Raw genomic sequence first — 19860 nt, 5'->3', positions numbered from 1 at the left:
CATTCGTTAAAACCATGAACATCATAGTATTTGTGTTGTCATACCCCGATGGAACATTTAACTCCACACCCGTCATTGGACCCGGGACACCGTAGAAATAATCACAATTAATCCAACTCATTGAATCCGTCCAATCATAAGCATATGAATAAACGTTCGGTCCACCCTGACCTCCTCCAGTTCCTGTGGTGTCCTGAATTGCGGTAATTGTGTCATTATTTGCAGTCCACAAAATATTACCTTCAGTGTCTGTTTCCCCATCAAACAATTGCATGCTCATAGGTGATGCCGATTCAACTGGTGAAGTGATTACTTGAATAGGATTTACTACCTCCAGTAAATTTCCATTTTGCGCTATTTCCATGTAAAATTCTCCTCCGGAAACCAATAGTTCCGTTCCATTTCCAGACTTAGCCAAAGTCACTTTATTGGTCATAATCATATCCAACTTTGAGTAGTTTTCAACTAATGTGATATCCACAATTCCCGTTACAGGATTACCATTCCCATCTTCAAAATTATTTCCGTTTAAATAGAACATGGTTCCTTTTTGCCCTTGGAAATAATAGGTATTAGATACGTCTACCGATATTACTTGTTTCTGAGATTCAAAATACTCGTTTAATAAAGCTGCTGCCTTATTTTCTGTATTTGTTACATTGGGAATTGAAGGACCACTCGGTGATGGTTCCTTTAGATCTTTTTTACAACTTGCTAAAACAACCATAGCACCTAGTGCCATTGATAGTAATAAATTTCTTTTTTTCATGATAGTTTCATTTAAGGTTCTCTTTAAATACCCATCAGAAAAATAAAGGGTTGTCTCGCTATTTTAAAAACGTACGAGGAACCTGACAAAAATCAAAGCCATAATTAATTTTAAATTGGAGAAACGACGAAATATAGTTCTGTAGACCCCTACTAAACAAACCTCATTAAAAGAAGAGTTTCTGCAAAACACAGAAAATCCTGTAATACAAGAGAATTACAGGATACTTAAGTTTGTTAATAATAGAAAATATAACACCCTTGGCTAACCCTCCATTTATCACTCTATTAATACATCCTACATAGGTCTGTATTCTTGCTGAGCTGGAAGATTATACAGGGCTTACTTATAATACGCTTGGAGAGCGGGAACAGTTGCTTTAAAAAACTCATAAAAAATTCTAAAAAAACAATTCCAGTTATCTACATACTCCTAAATTTGCAGCATGGAAAAAAAGGAAGACAAATTAAAAGAGGTGATATCTCATGCTAAGGAGTATGGATACATTTTCCCTTCATCAGAAATATACGACGGATTATCAGCAACTTACGACTACGGACAGTTAGGTAGTGAGTTAAAGAATAATATTAAAAATTACTGGTGGACTGCCATGGTTCAAATGCACGAGAACATTGTAGGTATTGATGCTGCAATTTTTATGCACCCAAAAACATGGAAAGCCTCTGGTCACGTTGACGCCTTTAATGATCCATTAATCGACAACAAAGATTCTAAGAAAAGATATAGAGCTGATGTATTGATCGAAGAACACATTGAAAAATACAGAGCTAAAATTGAGAAAGATGTTGCCAAAGGAATTAAAAAGTTTGGTGATGACTTCGACGAAGCACAATTCAGAGCTACAAACCCGAATGTTTTAAGAAATCAAAAGAAAATTGATGAAATAGAACAGCGCATGGGTGAAGCTTTAACCAATGAAGATTTACCTGCTGTTAAAGCCTTGATTGAAGAGTTAGGAATAGCTTGTCCTGTTTCTGGTTCTAAAAACTGGACAGACGTAAAGCAATTCAACTTAATGTTCTCAACAGAATTAGGAGCGGTTGCAGGTGATGCCTCTAAAATTTACTTACGTCCAGAAACGGCACAGGGTATTTTTGTAAACTTCTTGAACGTACAGAAATCAGGAAGAATGAAGATTCCTTTTGGAATTGCTCAAATTGGTAAAGCTTTCCGTAACGAAATCATTGCACGTCAGTTTATTTTCAGAATGCGTGAATTCGAACAAATGGAGATGCAATTCTTTGTACGTCCAGGAGAAGAAATGAAGTGGTACGAACACTGGAAAAGCGAACGTTTAAAGTGGCACAAAGCTTTAGGTTTAGGTGAAAACCACTACAGAGTTCACGATCACATCAAATTAGCACACTACGCAAACGCGGCTTGTGATATCGAATTTGACTTCCCAATGGGGTTCAAAGAATTAGAAGGTATTCACTCAAGAACTGACTTCGATTTAAAACAACATGAAGAGCACTCTGGTAAAAAGTTGCAGTACTTCGATCCTGAGCTAAATGAGAACTACACACCATACGTTATTGAAACTTCTATAGGTTTAGATAGAATGTTCTTAGCTGTATTGAGTAATTCATTGAAAACAGAAGATTTAGGAGAAGGAAAAACAAGAACAGTACTTCAAATTCCAGCTGCATTGGCACCGTACAAAGTAGCAGTTCTTCCTTTATTAAAGAAAGATGGATTACCAGAAAAAGCGAGAGAAATTATCAATAGCTTGAAGTTTGATTTCAATTGTCAATACGATGAAAAAGATACGGTTGGTAAGCGTTACAGAAGACAGGATGCCATTGGAACTCCTTTCCACGTAACAGTAGACCACCAATCTTTGGAAGACAACACTGTTACTTTAAGAGATAGAGACACCATGGAACAGACCCGTGTAAACATCTCAGATCTTAGAGCAATTATTGGAGAAAAAGTAAGCTTAGCATCTCTTTTAAGCTAAGGAAAACATACAGATTTAATAAAAATGCGATTCCCTCTAATGTGAATCGCATTTTTTATTTAACTTCATCCTTAAACCAAATTATACTATTATGATTCATTCAAATGAATTCACTCTACCAGAACTCAAGGAATGCTCTGCTATGGAGCATCAGCTCGTATTTGTTTTTGGATATAGAGAACAATTCGAGAATGAATTTGAATTTGCTTTGGTACGTGAGAAATTCCCCAATGCGCAAATTGTAACAACTTCAACAGCTGGTCATATTAAAGGAAATAAGTTCAGTGAAGAAATTGCTATTTCTGCTCATCGTTTTGATCACACTCAAATTAAAGCTTTTTCAAAAAACGCAACGGAAGAGGGTTTAGAGGTAAGTAAAAAACTAATCGAAGATATTCCAGAAGAAGGACTAAAAGGTCTTTTAATTATTGCGGACAATACCTTTGGTAATAGTGCTGATTTAATTAGTGAACTCAACAACCATTACAAAGGAGGCATTAACATTTTTGGTGGCCTTGCCGGAAATATGGATTTGCGAGTACCTTCTATTTCAGGACTTAACGAAGCTCCAAGCGAAAACAATGTTATCGCTATTGCCTTGTATGGCGAAGAGCTTTCTATCAAAACAAATAAAGTAATTACCGCGAAAGGTTTTGGTTTAGATTTTACCGTTTCTGATTACAATAGAAATGTCCTTCTCGGACTCAATGGAAAATCTGCTTACGACGTATTATACAAATTACTCGATGCAGAAAGTCCACAACATTTCGAAGAGAAAATCATGTTATACCCCTTTCTGTAAAAACAAAAAACAGAACAAAATACGTACGTAGTCCAATTCACGTAGATCACGAAAATAAATCTTTAATTTACGGCGGAGACTTTAAGCTTGGAGACAAAGTACAATTAACCCGTTCGGATATCATCGATGGATTAGAAGAAACTGAAGAAGAAGCTTCTTTCCTATCTAAAAACCAACCACAAATGGTCTTCTTAACCTCATGTTACGGTAGAAGATTATTTTTAAACGAACTTATAGAAGATGAAGTAATTGCATTAAGTACAGGGTTCGGTAAGGATATTAATATAACTGGTTTTTATTCTTATGCTGAGTTTTTAACTGAAGCCAATAATAACAATGCATGTGAGATACACAACTTCTCTATTGCCATGGTTGCCCTTTCTGAATGAAACTAAGAAATAAAATATTACTTAAACAAATAGAACGTCTTGCACCTCAAAAAGATATCGAGGAGTGGGAACCTTTATTTCATGCCATAGACCGCGTCTATGAGCAACTGCATACAGAGGTTCGATTACTTGAAGAAATCGCCAATAAAATGGTTGATGATATGACGGATGCAAACAAGAACTTAGAACGAATAAATGAGTCTTTAGATGGTTTCAATTATCACGTTTCTCACGATTTGAAATCTCGTTTTATGAATACTCAAAGCTTGGTGATGATACTCAAAAAGTATATCAATAAGCCCGGACAAGAAGATAAGGTTGCTGAAATTTGTGAAAAACTTGAATGGAATTCGGAAAAAGCCATTGAAACGGTAAACGAATTCTTAGAGATTAGCAGACTTGATTATGAAGATGAGGAAAAAAGAGTAGAGCCTTGTAAACTTATTGACTGTATAAGTAATCAAGTGGAAAGCATCAATGGTTTGCAGAAAAAACACATTAAACTAGACCTCGATGCATTTGACGAAATATATTTTGACAAGACTTCCTTAAATAGTGTCTTAAGAAATGTACTAACGAATGCAATAAAATATAAAAAAGAGGACCGTGAACCGGAGATAGAAATCAAAACATCTTTTAACTTTGACCACCCTGTAATAATGATCCGAGATCATGGAATTGGTTTGGATACAGAAAAGTTAAAGAATGAGCTTTTTAAACCTTTCCACAGGTTTAAAAACAGTAAATTTACAGAAGGGAACGGAGTAGGTCTCTTCTTAATTAGAAAAACCATGGAGTCTGGAGGAGGCTCTGTAAGTATATACGGTAAAGAAAATGAGGGGGTAACACTCTCTTTAAAATTTAAGAAAGATGCAGTTAGATAGAAGTAAAATACTTTTGATAGATGATAATGAAATCACAAATTTTTGTAATAAGGACATCATTGGTGATTTAAACATTTTTAATGAAATCTTAGCTTTCACAAGTCCAAGTGAAACTCTTGATTACCTAAAATCCCTATTCGAAAACAAAGAAGATATCCCTGCTGTGTTCATCGTTGATGTGAAAATGCCAGAAATGGATGGCTTTGAATTAATTGATGAAATTGATGAATTATTCGAGGAACATGACTTTGAGCTAATGCCACTTTTCTTCATACTAACTACTTCTAATCACAAAAGAGATTACGAGCAATTCGATAAAACTCCTCAAGCTAAAGAATACATCACTAAGCCGCTCAGCGAAGAGAAGCTTAAAGAGATGTTATCTAAATTTAGTTTCTTGAGTTAAAAAATATTTTCTTGAAGGGTTCTGTTAACTGCGCAAAGAACCCTTGAGGATAATCCTCATCATCATCAAACCCGAGTGTAATATCTTTACCAGAATAAGGAATATAATTAGTTCCAAAAAGATAATCCCATAAGCTTAACGAAATTCCGAAATTCATTCCTTTCGGGTGACTTTCCGGCAACTCCTTAGCGTGATGCCAGATATGCATTTTCGGATTATTAAGTATATACTTTAAAGGTCCATAATCCCAGGACACATTGGCATGGTTTAAATGACCAATTAGAATGGTTATTCCATGAATGATAAAAGCGTTTTCCAATGAAAAATTGAAAAGCATAATCAACCCCAAGTACTTAAAAGAATTATACACAACCGTCTCCATAAAGTGATAACGCAAATGCGCAGCAAAGCCCATTTCTTTTACGGAGTGATGCACTTTGTGAAACTGCCATAAAAAATCTACTCTATGCAGTAAATTATGTACAGCCCACTGAATAAAATCAGACATCAGGAAGAAGACTAAAAACTGCAACCACATGGCTTTATTCGAAAAGTCATACAAGGTGATGTTCTCAATTCCAATAGCCTCCAATCCTCTGTTTAAGTAGTGAACACTTACATCACTTAAAGCAGTAAAGAGCAATAGGTTGAAAAAGAAAAAGTTGAAAAACATATAAAATGCATCCAACCAAAAATCTTTTCTAAAAATTGCCTGCTTCTTTCTCCAAGGTAAGAGAATTTCTAATCCCCAAACGGCAAGAGAAACAAGAATTAAATAATAGAAATAGTTTAAATCACCCTCAAAAAAAGGATGAATTAAACTACGCCAAAAATAAGATGCATAGTTACTATACGCATTACTAATAATTTCAAAAATACTATCCAAAATAAGGCTTCATTCTTGACCAAGCACCTCCATTGTAAGCTTCTACTCCTGCCGCCTTCAATTTAGACTTCGCCATGTTACTTCTCACACCAGATGCGCAAACGCAAACCACTGGCTTATTTTTACTTTTCAACTTAGTTATTTCCTTCGATGATAAATTCTGAAGAGGAATATTTACAGCCGATTTTATACCCGCCGATTTAACTTCTCCTGGATTCCTAACATCCAACAAAATTGCACCATTATCTTTTAATGCTTGGAAATCCGTTTTTGGCCCAAACAATTTTTGTAATAATCCCATTATTTTCTTTTTTCTCTTTCAAATATACGTTAAAGTGAAGCTTTTGGACGTAGCAAATGTTACACAAATCCTAAAAACTCAATTAACTTTCTAGTATGTATATTTGCTGATATGATGAAAAGCATCTTACTTCTTGCATCTTTTCTGCTGTTGAGCCTTTCTCTTCAGGCACAGCAACTGAATTTTACCAATTTTTCAGTTTCAGAAGGCTTGGCACAATCAGAAGTCTACTCCATGCTCGAAACCGATGAAGGTGAACTAATTGTTGCAACTCAAGGTGGTGGAGTTTCTATTTTTGACGGTAAAGTCTTTAGTACATTAACTAAAAATGACGGACTTCGATCTAACAACGTAAATATACTTTTCCCTTACCACGACAGTATTTTGATTGGTACAGACAAAGGTTTATGTGTTTACTTCAACAAAAACATTATTAGGTCTCTTCCATTAGAAGCGCAGGTTACGAGCATTCATAAAAAAGGAAAAGCCTTTTTAATTGGAACAAACAATGGTGTTCATCTATTGAAGGAAGGAAAGATCTATCAACAGAAAAATGTACAACTATATAATAAAAAAGTAACAGGATTTTTTAGCGATAGCACACATCAATACTGGGTAACAACTACTGAAGGTATTTTTAATCTATCCAATCCTTTTAAAAGAATTACCACGACACAAGGGTTACCTACCAATTCCATTGCTTGTGTAACTGAAAGTGAAAACTACATTTTCTTAGGAACAGAGGGACATGGTGTTGTGGTTTTAAACAAAGGTTTAGCGGTTGTTCGAGAAAAAGCCTTTGATAGAAAACTGGCAGTAAGTAGCTTGTTAATTGACAGTCAAAACAAATTATGGATAGGTACACAAAACCAAGGTGTCTTTAGGATCAATAAAAAACAAATCGATCATTTTACACTCACTGAAGGTTTACCCAGTAACTATGTTAAATCATTTCATGAAGACCATTGGGGAAATATTTGGATTGGTAGTTACGGAGGTGGATTGAGTCGTTTTACAGAAACTCAATTTGTCCATTTCGACAATTACTCTGGTTTAAGTAGTGATTACATTTTACACCTTGTTGCTGTCCAGGAAAATAAAATTTGGGCTTCAACAGGTACGGGTGGTTTAAACCTGATTGGTCCCAATCGCATACACAACCTCATCAAAGATGGAGCAGGAAAAACGCTCAATAGAATCACCGTTTTTGATATAGATAAAAATGGAAATGCATGGGTCTTTGAGGAAGACAGAGGACTGGCATATGTTAGTTTCTACAACGGTAGATTTACTTTTCAGCGTATTAAAACAGATTATCAACTTTTAAACGTCAATGATCTTAAAATACATAAGAATGAAATCTATGTAGCGACGAATAACAAGGGGATACTAAAAGCAAGGTTATCGGGATCTAAACGCAGTCTGCGGTTTGAAAGAATTGAATTATTATTCGATAAAACAGGACAAAATATTCTCTTACTTGAGTTTGATCCTGAAGGGAACCTATGGTTTATTGATGAACGAAAAGGATTGGCTAAAATGACGTCCAATCAGCTCACGTACATAGACAACACCCAAGATCTTGATATACGTTCTATTGGCTTCCATAAATCAACACCCATACTGGGTACCTCCAGTGGACTCTATACAGTGCAAGGAATTCATTTATTAAAATGGAAAAGCAATCCACGTTTGAGTTCAGAAAACATTTACCAAGTAGAGGTAGATAAAGACGAAAATGTATGGGTTGGTTCAGAACAAGGTTTGGATAAAATCAGTTCATTTTTTGGTGCTCCGAACTTTCAACATTACGGTCCGAGAGAAGGATTTCAAGGTTTGGAAACGACAAGAAATGCCGTGGATTTGGACCCTAATGGTAACTTATGGTTTGGAACAGTAAAAGGAATAGAGAAATACGCGAAAAAGTCCTATAACAAAAAGAAAATTGCACCGCTTTTAAAGGTAAAAGATATTCGCATTGGCTATGTGCCCATTGAGCAAACTGAGTATTTCTATTTTGTAAAAGACGGATTGCAAGAAACAGACAGCCTTATTCTTCCTTTCGATAAAAAACCCATAGAGATTGAATTAAAAGCGCTTGACCTATCTACTGCTCAAGGTGCAAATTTCACGCACTTTTTAGAGGGCTATGATGAGATGTGGGCGCCGATTACCAAAAGAAACACAATACTGTTCAATAACCTCCCTCCTGGAGATTACATATTGCGCTACAAAACGGGAAACTCTCAAGCTTGGACACCCGTACGGAGTATACGCCTCATCATCACTCCGCCCTTCTATTCTGCATGGTGGTTCATTGTTTTAATAGTTCTGGGCATAGTAGGATTTTTCTACCTCATCTTTAGAATTGCTTTGGCTAGGTTGAGAAAAAACAACGAGGCGCTGAAAGAAAAATTAGAAATGGAACGCAACCTTGTGGAATTAGAGCAAAAAGCTTTGCGCTTACAAATGAATCCACACTTTGTATTCAACGTACTGCAATCTATCCAAGAACAAATTATTAAAGACGACAAAAATAAAGCGCGTTTGGTAATTGCGAAATTCGCTAAGTTGATGCGTTCCATCCTAGAGAATTCTCGTGAAAAATACATCAGTATTGAAGAAGAATTGAACACCGTTGAGCACTACATGAAATTAGAGCAACTCATCAAATCTTTGGATTTCACCTATACCATTGAGGTGGATGATGAGCTAGATACAGATGAGGAAATCATTCCCCCATTGCTCATTCAACCTTTTATAGAAAACGCTATCATCCATGGTTTCAAACATCTAAAAAGAGCTCCCCATATAGCCATTGAGGTGAAATTAGAAACGGAGAATAACATTTTAATTACCATAGACGATAATGGTTGTGGTAGGCAAAAGTCACAATCCACAAAAAGTCAAGTAGATCACCTCCACAAGTCACTTGCCTTACAGGTAACCCAGGAGCGACTATCTATATTGGATCAGCATCAAAACGACAAACCATTATTTGCCATTATCGACAAGGTGGAAAATGGAGAACCCATGGGAACACGCATTGAATTAAGAATAGGAATATGAGTAAAGCCAAATTAAAAAAGCATTTACAAGACCTCAACGAGGAACAACTCCGCGAACAAATTATTGAGCTCTACGAGAAATTTAAACCCGTAAAAACATATTTCAATTTTGCCTTCAACCCGAGGGAAGATAAACTCATTGAAGATGCTCGAGTAAAAATCAGCAAGGAGTACTTCCCTACTACCAAACGAAGGGCAAAACTCAGAAGAACTACAGCCACCAAGTTGATTAAACACTTTCAGAGTTTAGAAATGTCTCCAGATAAAATTGCAGATATTATGCTCTACGCCATAGAAGTAGCACAAACCTACACCTCCACTCGCGTCATAAAGAATGACAACTTTTTTGTGGGTATGTTCAGGCAATACGAGGATGCATTAAAATGGATTTCGGGGAATAACTTAATGCAAATATTCAAACCTCGTTTGGAACGAATTGTAGAAGAAGCTTGGCAACAAAACTGGTTTAACAGGACTGCTTTTCAGGATATGGCGCCTTGAGACAATATAATCGCTTCAAATCCGTTAACTTTGAACAAAATTAGAACATGAAATCTGTTGTTGCTTTTATTTTGGTAATTGGTGTGAGTTTTGCGTGTAACAAAACCAAAAACCACCCTGTTCCAAGTTTACCTTTTGATACAGAGATAAACCTTACCCTTCCTTCCTATTCTTCCTTACAATCGGTTAGCGGATATGCTTATGTATTGGGTGGTATTAAAGGACTGATTGTATACCGTAGAGGACCGAATGAATTTGTATGTTTTGATAGAATGTCAACCACCGCAAACGCTGCAGATTGTGATACAGGTTTAGTTGTAAACCCAGATAACTTTTTAGTATTAGACGACCCTTGTTCTGATGCTCAATTCTCTTTGTACGATGGATCTATCGTAAACGGAGATGTTGAATTTGGACTCAGACAATACCGTACCGCGTGGGATGGTAATACAAAACTACGCCTCTACAACCAATAAAATGCTGATGAATATCAACAGCTATCCTCTCAAATAGATTATCATATTTCCTAGAGATGTATATCTTTGGGGCATGATAGATGAAATAATCGATTTTGCATTGAGAGAAGATCTCCAGGATGGAGACCATTCCTCACTATCTACTATTCCCGAAAGCGCAACGGGAATAGCGAAATTACTGGTGAAAGATCATGGAATTGCGGCAGGTGTTGAATTAGCGGAACGTATTTTTCATCGCTTTGATCCCAACTTAAAAGTTGAAGTTTTCATTCATGATGGTGAAGCAATTAAAGAAGGTGATATTATTTTAACCGTAGAAGGAAGCTCTCGCTCTATATTATCTACAGAACGTTTGGTACTAAACTTCATGCAACGCATGAGTGGAATCGCGACACACACCAACAAAATTGTACAAATTTTAGATGGCTGCGATACGAAATTGTTAGACACAAGAAAAACTACACCATGTATACGTGCCATGGAAAAATGGGCTGTTAAAATTGGTGGTGGTTACAACCATAGATTTGGGTTGTATGACATGATTATGATCAAAGACAACCACATCGATTATGCAGGTGGAATTGCTCAAGCCATTAAAGGTGCCAAAGATTACTTGCAACAAACAGGGAAAGACCTTAAGATAGAAGTTGAGGTAAGAGACACCAAAGAATTGGAAGAAGTATTGGCAGTAGGTGGAATCGACAGAATTATGTTAGACAACTTCACACCTGAAGAGATTAAAGCTATACTTCCAACTATTCCTGAGCAATATGAAACAGAAGCATCAGGAGGAATTACAATAGATAACATACGTGCTTATGGTGAAACAGGAGTAGACTACATTTCTTCTGGAGCCCTAACACATTCAATAAGCTCTTTAGATTTAAGTCTAAAAGCAACATTCAACAAATAATATATGCAACAGATTACAATTGCCAACATTGAAAAGGCGGTAAACAAAATAGACAATTTAGACGACGATGGTTTAGAGAAAATCTCTGAAACCTATGGCTTAGCACAGCAGGACTTTTTAGGTTACGCTATGTCTGCAGGTATGGAGTTCGAAAATGATACGCTTACAGGGTTAATCATTTACTACTTCAACATTTATTTCGAGGCTTTTGCGCAGCAAGGTGTAAAGGTTAAAAGAATTACAAATGAAGATATCGATGCTTTTCAAGACGAATTTTCTCAAGTTTTAGAGGAATACATGGATGAAGAGGATATTGATTTAATTCTAGCCATTACCAACCAGCCAAATTTAATTGCCTTTATGGCCAACGAAATAGAAATGGCAGATGATGACGGTACAAGTTTAGATGATGAAACAGCTACACAATTGTTTATCGTTTCAACAGCTATGATTGGATTAATGAACAAAGCCATTGCATAAGATGAAGTCGCCCCAAGAAATTGTAAACTTAATGCTGCAAGAAGATGCCTTCTCTCAATTATTGGGAATGAAGTTAATTGCTATTGCCAAAGGAAGTTGTACACTTGAATTGGAGGTAACCAAAGATTTTGTCAACGGATTTAATATTGCACATGGGGGACTATCGTACGCATTAGCAGATAGTGCCCTTGCTTTTGCTTCCAATACCTACGGTTTTCAATGTGTGAGTATTGAAACCTCTATTTCTCATACTAGACCTTGTTTCACCGGGGATAAATTAACCGCGGTATGCAGTGAAGAAAACAGAAGCAAAAGGTTAGGGATATACACAGTAAAGGTTACCAATCAAACTGGAAAAGTGGTAGCTTTGTTTAAGGGAACTGTGCATGTTTCAGAAAATATTTGGTAAATTTTACAACTCGTTTTAAATCGTTAATCTATTACTTCTAACGATTATTTACCAATACACTAATTAATTTTATTAACTTATGAGTGTATTACTACTACAAATACATTCTGCAAGGAAAAAGTAATGGCTTTTTGCACATGGTAAAATTCGCAATTTTATTGTGCGTGCTTAGAATATTTTCCTATATTTAAATGATAGAAATGAGTAATTCTAAAACAGAAGAGAAAATCGATTTTAGCATACGTCATGCGTGGCATAAAATATCGAGGATGTATAATCAGAAAGCCTCGGTACACGACATGACCATTTCCATAGGTTTTATTTTATTGATTGTTGATAAAGAAGGTACGCCAAGTACTCAACTAGGACCAAGAATGGGAATGGAGCCTACAAGTTTATCAAGAACCTTAAAAACAATGGAGACGAGGGGATTGATTTACAGAGAGGCCGATAAATTAGACAAAAGGAAAGTACTGATTTTCCTAACGCCGGAAGGAGTTGAACAACGAAGACTTGCCAAAAATGTGGTGTTAGAATTCAACGAGAAACTCTACGAACGCATTCCAAAAGGAAAATTGAAGGTATTTTTTGAAGTAATGGACAAAATTGATTTAACTGTTGAAGAAGAGCTTAGAAATATGATAAGATTTTTCTAAAACGTTAAAACTATGAATAGACACATTCGCAAAGTTGCGGTGCTTGGTTCGGGAGTCATGGGCTCCCGAATAGCATGTCACTTTGCTAACATCGGGCTAGATGTTCTTTTGCTCGATATCGTACCCAAAGAACTCAACGAAAAAGAACAAAAATCAGGATTAACCCTCGAAGACAAAAAAGTAAGAAACAGAATTGTCAATGATTCACTTACTTTCGCCCTCAAGTCCAATCCTTCACCTATCTACAGCAAGTCTTTCGCCGGAAGAATAAAAACCGGAAACTTCGAAGACGATCTTCATCAAATCAAAGATTGTGATTGGACCATAGAAGTGGTTATCGAAAGATTAGACATCAAACAACAAGTATTTGCAAAAGTTGAAGAACACCGTAAAGCAGGTAGTTTAATTACTTCCAACACCTCCGGTATTCCTATTCACCTGATGTTAGAAGGCAGAAGCGATGATTTCAAGAAACATTTCTGTGGAACTCACTTCTTCAACCCTCCAAGGTATTTACAACTTTTTGAAGTTATTCCAACCAAAGAAACAGCGCCAGAGGTGGTTGACTTCTTTATGGAATATGGTAGAAAATACTTAGGTAAGAAAACAGTATTATGTAAAGACACTCCTGCATTTATTGCCAACAGAGTTGGGGTCTACTCTATTATGTCACTTTTCCATGCCGTTAAGGAATTGGACATGAATATAGAGGAGATAGATAAATTGACAGGTCCAATATTGGGTAGACCAAAATCTGCCACTTTTAGAACCTGTGATGTAGTTGGGTTAGATACTTTGGTACATGTAGCAAATGGACTCAAAGAAAATTGTCCAAACGACGAAGCCAGAGATCTATTTAACCTTCCTGACTATATCTCAAAAATGGTTGAGAACAACTGGTTAGGATCTAAAACCAACCAAGGTTTCTACAAAAAAGTAGTAGATGAAAATGGAAAGAAAAACATTCTTTCATTAGATCTCAACACTTTAGAATATAGAGAAAAAGCAACTGTAAACTTCCCTACGCTAGCTATGGCAAAACCCATAGACGATTTGAAACAACGTACAAAAATGTTGTTCCAAGGAATGGACAAAGCAGGTGAGTTCTACAGAAAAACTTTCGCCGGTCTATTTGCTTACGTAACCAATAGAATTCCAGAAATATCTGATGACCTCTACAAAATCGACGATGCTATCAAAGCAGGTTTTGGTTGGGAATTAGGTCCTTTCGAAACGTGGGATTTAATTGGTTTAGACAAAGGATTAGAATTAATTGCTAAAGAAAACCATAAAGCTGCAGCTTGGGTAGAAGAAATGAAAGCCGCAGGTATTACTTCTTTCTACAAAAATGATAAAGGAAGCAAGTTGTACTACGACATCGCTGCTAAAGCATACAAAACCATTCCGGGTACAGAAAACATGGTTATTCTCGATGCTTTGCGCGAAGAGAATACAGTTTGGAAAAACAGCGATGCAACTTTAGTTCATCTAGGAGACGGTATCTTAAACTTAGAATTCCACACAAAAATGAACACCATAGGCGGTGGAGTGATTGAAGGAATTAACAAAGCTATTGACATTGCCGAAAAAGAATACAAGGGACTCGTAATCTCAAATACAGGTCAAAACTTTAGCGCCGGAGCTAATGTTGGAATGATCTTTATGATGGCGGTGGAACAAGATTTCGACGAATTAAACTTCGCCGTAAAAACTTTCCAAGATACTATGATGCGTGTGCGTTATAGTGATATCCCTGTAATTGTTGCTCCTCATAACCTGGCTTTAGGTGGAGGATGTGAATTATCTATGCATTCGGATAAAGTTGTAGCCCATGCAGAACTATACATGGGGTTGGTTGAATTCGGTGTTGGTGTTATTCCTGGTGGTGGTGGTACCAAAGAGTTTGTAAAAAGACTCTCTGAAGAGTTATCAGAAGGTGACATTCGCATCAACAAAATGCGTGAACGTTTCTTAACGATTGGTCAAGCCAAAGTTGCTACCTCTGCAGAAGAAGCCTTTGAATTGGGTTACTTAAGAAGAGGACAAGACGAATATGTAATGTCGAGAGAATTGCAATTAACACGTGCTAAAGAAGCTTGTTTAGGCTTAGCCAACAAAGGTTATGTAGCCCCTCCAAAAGAGAAAAACATCACCATCCTTGGTCAAGAAGGATTAGGAATTGTTTATGTAGGAGCTGACTCAATGCAGTCTGGGAACTACATCTCAGAACACGACAGACTCATCTCAGAAAAACTAGGTTTTGTAATGTGTGGGGGTGACATCTCCGAGCGCGTTCAAGTTTCTGAACAATATCTCCTCGACTTAGAAAGAAGAGCCTTCGTAGAACTCTGCGCCGAACGTAAAACACTAGAACGTTTAGAGAGCATGGTGAAAAAAGGTAAAATTCTTAGAAATTAAGCTTAGACGTTTAGAGTGTTAGACATTTAGACCTTTAGAGATGAAGAAACATAGGTACAAAGAATTGAAAATCTGGCAAAAATCAATGGATTTGGTAGAGGAAATCTATACAATAACAAAGTCATTACCAAGTCAAGAAGATTTCAATTTAAAGCCACAATTAAACAGATGTGCTGTTTCTATTCCATCCAATATTGCCGAAGGCTCTGGTCGTGACTCTAACAAAAGTTTTATTCACTTTCTAAATATAAGTATCTCTTCTGCCTTTGAGCTTGAAACTCAGCTTTTCTTGATTCATAGACTCTATGATATAGAAATTAATGAAGTACAAGAGAAAGTAGAAGAAATTCAAAAAATGATAAGATCTTTTAGCATCTCGTTAAACAAAATCTAATTGTCTAACGGTCTAAAAGTCTAAAAATCTTTAAAAAACATGAACGCATACATAGTAACAGGATATAGAACCGCAGTTGGGAAAGCCAACAAAGGTGGTTTCCGCTTTTACAGACCCGATGATTTGGGGGCGGATGTGATCAAACACATTTTAAAAGAAGTTCCGCAATTAGATCCCGCACGTGTGGACGATGTAATTGTTGGGAACGCTACACCCGAAGCTGAGCAAGGGTTAAACATGGGAAGAATGATCTCATTAATGGGACTCGGAACGGATAAAGTACCAGGAGTTACCGTAAACAGATATTGTTCTTCTGGATTAGAAACGATAGCCATGGCAACTGCAAAAATCAATGCAGGAATGGCAGATTGTATTATCGCCGGTGGAGTTGAATCCATGTCGGTAATGGCCATGGGAGGATGGAGAATTGTTCCCAACGCAAAAGTGGCGAAGAAAAACCCAGACTGGTATTGGGGAATGGGACTCACAGCAGAAGCCGTTGCCAATGAATTTAAAGTCTCGAGAGAAGAGCAAGATGCCTTTGCTTTAGAATCTCACCGCAAAGCTTTGGAGGCTATCAAAACAGGTAGATTTAAAGACGATATCGTTCCCATTGAAGTAGAACACATCTTCTTAGATCAAAACGAAAAACGTCAGGTTAAAACCTATACGGTTGATACAGACGAAGGACCACGTCCGGGAGGATCTATGGAAGCTTTAGGAAGATTACGTCCTGTTTTCGCACAGGGTGGATCGGTTACTGCGGGTAACTCTTCGCAAACTTCAGATGGTGCTGCCTTTTGTTTGGTGATGTCAGAACGTATGGTAAAAGAACTAGGTTTAGAACCCGTAGCGCGTTTGGCTTCTTATTCTGTAGTGGGTGTTCCGCCAAGAATCATGGGTATAGGTCCGGTGGATGCTATTCCAGCAGCTATCAAACAAGCAGGATTACAAAAATCTGACATCAGTTTGTACGAATTAAACGAAGCTTTTGCTTCTCAATCTTTGGCCGTTATTCGCGAAGCTGGATTGGATAAAGAAATTGTTAATGTAAACGGTGGAGCTATTAGTTTGGGGCACCCGCTGGGTTGTACAGGAGCTAAATTAACGGTTCAAATGATGAACGAATTGAAGAAACGCAAGGAGAAATATGGTATTGTAACCATGTGTGTAGGTACCGGACAAGGTGCTGCCGGCGTTATCGAAAGGTTATGAAATCATCACTAAAAAACACAAACGGGGTCGCATTAAATGTGACCCCGTTTTTTCTTTTCTTATCGTTTAGATGCTTAGGCAAACAGCCGGGCTGTACTTTCAATTCACTTCCCAAAGTCTCATTCAACTATACATTTCAAAAGCTTCTTTAGTCGCCTTTTCAAAGTAAGTTTCATGCTACTTTGCTTCAGCTCATTTCCATCCCATCCCTGTTTGAAAATTTTATTCTAGCGGTCTGAATACAAATCCTACTTGAGCACCTACCAAAGCGTTACCATATAGTCCTTCTATTTCCTGACCAAATCTGTAATACTGTAGGTAAGGTTCTAATTCAATAGAAAAGCGTGGACTAAATTTATACGACATTCCCATTTGGAACTGTGCGCTTCCTACATAACCTGTACGCGTGGGAGATATGAAGAAAGAATTGGTATAAGCAACTCCAGTATAAGCACCCAGCTTAGGTTTATTCAAGAAACTAAAATTCACTTGTACATTCTGATTAAGTGTATGGCCATGTATTCCGTAAGAATTGAATGCCTCTTCTGTTCCAGAAACATTTTCAACAAATTGACCATAACCCAAACCAGTAGAAATACGCCATCTAGAAGTTAAATCATAGCGTGCAGATAAGGTCACATTGAATCGGTTATTAAAACGAGCAACCTGATCAACAACATAATACTCATTATTCAATGCCGGATTGTTAACCAACGAAGCATCGGTGGCATACACCTGGTCATCAACAGATCTATAATCGTACGCTCCACCTACATGCACACCGAATGACCATTTACTCGGCAGTAATTCCTTCTCCTGTTCAACAATATGTACAGGTTCTACGCTATCAGCAACAACATTTTGATAAAGACTATCTAACTCAATTGAATCTTCAGCATTAGAAAAAACAACTAGCGCTTCCTTCTCTTCTTTTTTTCTTAAGAGGCTGTCTTCTTGAGGTAAAAGAGGATCCACAATCTCAACAATATGCGCAGTATCTGGTTCTAGGGTGCGCTTTGGAGCAAGAATTTTCTGTATAAGCACCTCTTCTTCCCTTGTAAGATTAGAACGTGACGTACGCTTTGAGGTAGCAATTCTTTGGTCAAAAACCTCCTTATTTGGAACCGCACCATTATCTTTTTCAAATGTTGATTTGGGCTCATTCTCCTCTATTTCAGAAAAGTCAATTTTCTCTTGTGTTACTTCGCTTTCTTGCTCAACTTCTGCTACCGCAGAATTCTTTAAATCAATTGTAGATGAAAGTGTATTCACAAATAGGAGTACCAATAAAATAGACAAAGTACCAAAAGAAATTCCTGTCCACCACAATAGAGCCGCACGTCTTTTCTTCTTGCGCGTCAATTCCGCCTCCAGATTTGTCCAAACTTGTTGAGTAGGCTGCGCTCCGAATTCCGCAAAGCGATCTTGTAAACCTCTATCCTTTTGCATAATTCATTTGATTTTTTTCATTCTCTTCTTCCTCTTCTATCCATTGTCTTAATAGACTCCTTGCTCTACTGTATTGAGATTTAGATGTTCCGGCTGAGATTTCTAATTTCTGCGCTATTTCTTCATGGTTAAATCCTTCAATAGCATATAAGTTAAAAACCGTTCTATAACCCAAGGGTAATCGCTGTATTTTCTTCACCAGATCTTCCAAAGCCATTTTTTCAAACGCAGTTTCTAGGTCTACACTATTACCTTGTATATGCTTATAGTTTTCAAGCCTCAAGTCAATCGCTTTATTTTTTCTATACATCTCCAGTCCTACATTTACTGCTATGGTCCTCAACCAAGCGCCTAGATTCCCTGAAGGGTTTAATTGATGTATAGACTTAAATGCCCGAAGAAATGCCTCCTGCAAATAATCCTCTGCTTCAGAGACATCCCTGGCATATCTTAGACATACCCCTTTCATCATGTATGCATATCTGTCATACAATTCTCGCTGTGCTTTTAGCTTGCCTTTCTGACACGCCACAACGAGCTCTTGTTCTGTATAAGGGGTCTTTTTCGTAGTCCTATTATTTGAAAAGAAGCGCCAATCTTACTTCAAATCGATTGGATATATAAATGTACGCCCCATTACCATAAAACGGCATAATATCGTAGTAATAATAATTTTGCTCTCCTCTTTGTCTCCAATACCTGTACCCTACACTAGTTGAAATTCCTACATGATCGCTAAAGAAGTTCTGAAACCCAATCTGTGCACCGGCAGTAAAACCACCTTGTACATTTTGCCAATAATTTCTATACAAAGGTTGTAAATACCCTGAAGTAACGGAGATAAAAGGCGTCTTCTTTCTATTTTTCAAAAACAAGTATTTACCTTCAAAAAACATAGGCAACTGCGTACCTGTCTGATTGCCTTCTATACCTAGACCCAAAGACAACATATAGCGTTGGTTCATAATTACACCATTGGTAACTGCCATCGAAAAGTTAGAGTTGTAAAAATCTGTGTTCACTCCTGTGTTAATAGAAGAAACAAAATCAAATTTCTTGGAAGTCAACATCTCTTGTGCTTGCGCACTCAGCCCTAAAAGAAATAGGAATATGATTAAAATAATTCGTTGCATGATCTTTCGTTTTTAAGGATTATTGAATTTGACTTAAGTATTGAATATTCTGTACATCTGTGCAATCGTACTGATACACTCCGTCTTTTGTTAACACGATGGCTAGGTTACCCAATGGAATGATATCAATTGCCTGAATTGTTGAAAAGCTTTGTGTTAAATGATCTCCCACAACCAATGGATCAGTATTGTCAAAAACTTTCAATCCATCGCTACCATCACACACAAAGAGAACATCTCCATTTACTCCTAATCCATGTGGATTAGTAAGACTAAAAGAACTTTTCAATATTGGATTGGCAGGATTGGAAACATCTACCACATCTAATT

Annotated in this window: 20 protein-coding genes and 2 pseudogenes; 15 read left to right on the top strand and 7 right to left on the bottom strand. The window is 37.0% G+C overall.

Annotation, left to right across the window (positions count from 1 at the left end; translation table 11 throughout):
• Nucleotides 1–769 (bottom strand): annotated as a pseudogene (locus R3333_RS03950) (hypothetical protein); the annotation flags it as partial.
• A gap of 445 nt (nt 770–1214) precedes the next feature.
• Here R3333_RS03950 and R3333_RS03945 point away from each other — a divergent pair.
• The 5 genes from R3333_RS03945 to R3333_RS03925 all read left to right on the top strand — a co-directional run bounded on the left by R3333_RS03945 (nt 1215) and on the right by R3333_RS03925 (nt 5231).
• Complete coding sequence (locus tag R3333_RS03945; RefSeq protein WP_318957375.1) at nt 1215–2750, top strand: glycine--tRNA ligase; 1536 nt, start codon at nt 1215–1217, stop codon at nt 2748–2750.
• A 91-nt stretch (nt 2751–2841) separates the two neighbouring features.
• Nucleotides 2842–3552 (top strand): FIST N-terminal domain-containing protein, encoded by a 711-nt coding sequence (locus R3333_RS03940; RefSeq protein WP_318957373.1) that lies wholly within the window; start codon nt 2842–2844, stop codon nt 3550–3552.
• Nucleotides 3465–3941 (top strand): FIST C-terminal domain-containing protein, encoded by a 477-nt coding sequence (locus R3333_RS03935; RefSeq protein ID WP_318957377.1) that lies wholly within the window; start codon nt 3465–3467, stop codon nt 3939–3941. Before R3333_RS03940 ends, R3333_RS03935 begins: the two co-directional genes overlap by 88 nt.
• A complete protein-coding gene (locus R3333_RS03930) occupies nt 3938–4825 on the top strand; it encodes a HAMP domain-containing sensor histidine kinase (protein WP_318957372.1) in 888 nt (295 codons plus the stop codon). The genes R3333_RS03935 and R3333_RS03930 overlap by 4 nt, the downstream gene beginning before the upstream one ends.
• A complete protein-coding gene (locus R3333_RS03925; RefSeq protein WP_318957371.1) occupies nt 4812–5231 on the top strand; it encodes a response regulator in 420 nt (139 codons plus the stop codon). The genes R3333_RS03930 and R3333_RS03925 overlap by 14 nt, the downstream gene beginning before the upstream one ends.
• Here R3333_RS03925 and R3333_RS03920 read toward each other — a convergent pair.
• The gene (locus R3333_RS03920) at nt 5215–6117 is read right to left on the bottom strand and encodes a sterol desaturase family protein (protein ID WP_318957370.1); all 903 of its coding nucleotides are present in this window, start codon (nt 6115–6117) and stop codon (nt 5215–5217) included. The genes R3333_RS03925 and R3333_RS03920 overlap by 17 nt on opposite strands.
• Nucleotides 6110–6418 (bottom strand): rhodanese-like domain-containing protein, encoded by a 309-nt coding sequence (locus tag R3333_RS03915; RefSeq protein WP_318957369.1) that lies wholly within the window; start codon nt 6416–6418, stop codon nt 6110–6112. Before R3333_RS03915 ends, R3333_RS03920 begins: the two co-directional genes overlap by 8 nt.
• Nucleotides 6419–6529: 111 nt before the next feature.
• Between R3333_RS03915 and R3333_RS03910 the strand changes: the two genes are divergently transcribed.
• From R3333_RS03910 to R3333_RS03865, 10 genes are all read left to right on the top strand, one after another.
• Nucleotides 6530–9487, top strand: a complete 2958-nt coding sequence (locus tag R3333_RS03910) for a two-component regulator propeller domain-containing protein (protein ID WP_318957368.1) — start codon at nt 6530–6532, stop codon at nt 9485–9487.
• A complete protein-coding gene (locus R3333_RS03905) occupies nt 9484–9987 on the top strand; it encodes a DUF6155 family protein (RefSeq protein WP_318957367.1) in 504 nt (167 codons plus the stop codon). Before R3333_RS03910 ends, R3333_RS03905 begins: the two co-directional genes overlap by 4 nt.
• Before the next feature lie 47 nt (nt 9988–10034).
• Complete coding sequence (locus R3333_RS03900) at nt 10035–10463, top strand: hypothetical protein (protein ID WP_318957365.1); 429 nt, start codon at nt 10035–10037, stop codon at nt 10461–10463.
• A 73-nt stretch (nt 10464–10536) separates the two neighbouring features.
• Entirely contained in the window at nt 10537–11376 is an 840-nt protein-coding gene (gene nadC, locus R3333_RS03895; RefSeq protein ID WP_318957363.1) for a carboxylating nicotinate-nucleotide diphosphorylase, read from the top strand.
• Nucleotides 11377–11379: 3 nt separating this feature from the next.
• Complete coding sequence (locus R3333_RS03890; RefSeq protein ID WP_318957361.1) at nt 11380–11856, top strand: hypothetical protein; 477 nt, start codon at nt 11380–11382, stop codon at nt 11854–11856.
• 1 nt (nt 11857) lies between these two features.
• A complete protein-coding gene (gene paaI / locus R3333_RS03885; protein ID WP_318957359.1) occupies nt 11858–12265 on the top strand; it encodes a hydroxyphenylacetyl-CoA thioesterase PaaI in 408 nt (135 codons plus the stop codon).
• Nucleotides 12266–12465: 200 nt separating this feature from the next.
• A complete protein-coding gene (locus tag R3333_RS03880; protein WP_318957358.1) occupies nt 12466–12921 on the top strand; it encodes a MarR family winged helix-turn-helix transcriptional regulator in 456 nt (151 codons plus the stop codon).
• A gap of 12 nt (nt 12922–12933) precedes the next feature.
• A complete protein-coding gene (locus tag R3333_RS03875; RefSeq protein ID WP_318957356.1) occupies nt 12934–15339 on the top strand; it encodes a 3-hydroxyacyl-CoA dehydrogenase/enoyl-CoA hydratase family protein in 2406 nt (801 codons plus the stop codon).
• A gap of 40 nt (nt 15340–15379) precedes the next feature.
• On the top strand, nt 15380–15733 hold the full coding sequence (locus R3333_RS03870; protein ID WP_318957353.1) for a four helix bundle protein: 354 nt from the start codon (nt 15380–15382) through the stop codon (nt 15731–15733).
• 39 nt (nt 15734–15772) lie between these two features.
• Complete coding sequence (locus R3333_RS03865; RefSeq protein WP_318957352.1) at nt 15773–16948, top strand: acetyl-CoA C-acyltransferase; 1176 nt, start codon at nt 15773–15775, stop codon at nt 16946–16948.
• Between the two features lie 222 nt (nt 16949–17170).
• Here R3333_RS03865 and R3333_RS03860 read toward each other — a convergent pair whose 3' ends face one another.
• The 4 genes and pseudogenes from R3333_RS03860 to R3333_RS03845 all read right to left on the bottom strand — a co-directional run.
• Nucleotides 17171–18397 carry a hypothetical protein gene (locus R3333_RS03860; RefSeq protein WP_318957350.1) on the bottom strand — a complete coding sequence of 409 codons (1227 nt, stop codon included), beginning with the start codon at nt 18395–18397 and terminating at the stop codon, nt 17171–17173.
• A complete protein-coding gene (locus tag R3333_RS03855; protein WP_318957348.1) occupies nt 18384–18929 on the bottom strand; it encodes a sigma-70 family RNA polymerase sigma factor in 546 nt (181 codons plus the stop codon). Before R3333_RS03855 ends, R3333_RS03860 begins: the two co-directional genes overlap by 14 nt.
• 43 nt (nt 18930–18972) lie before the next feature.
• Nucleotides 18973–19530: a hypothetical protein gene (locus tag R3333_RS03850; RefSeq protein ID WP_318957346.1), complete on the bottom strand. Its 558-nt coding sequence runs from the start codon at nt 19528–19530 to the stop codon at nt 18973–18975.
• Nucleotides 19531–19549: 19 nt separating this feature from the next.
• Nucleotides 19550–19860 (bottom strand): annotated as a pseudogene (locus tag R3333_RS03845) (hypothetical protein); the annotation flags it as partial.

The sequence above is a fragment of the Lishizhenia sp. genome (genome assembly GCF_033720595.1).
GTDB lineage: Bacteria > Bacteroidota > Bacteroidia > Flavobacteriales_D > Crocinitomicaceae > Lishizhenia.
The sequence above is the reverse complement of the archived record's forward strand: the minus strand, read 5'-3'. Positions and strand labels throughout refer to the sequence as shown.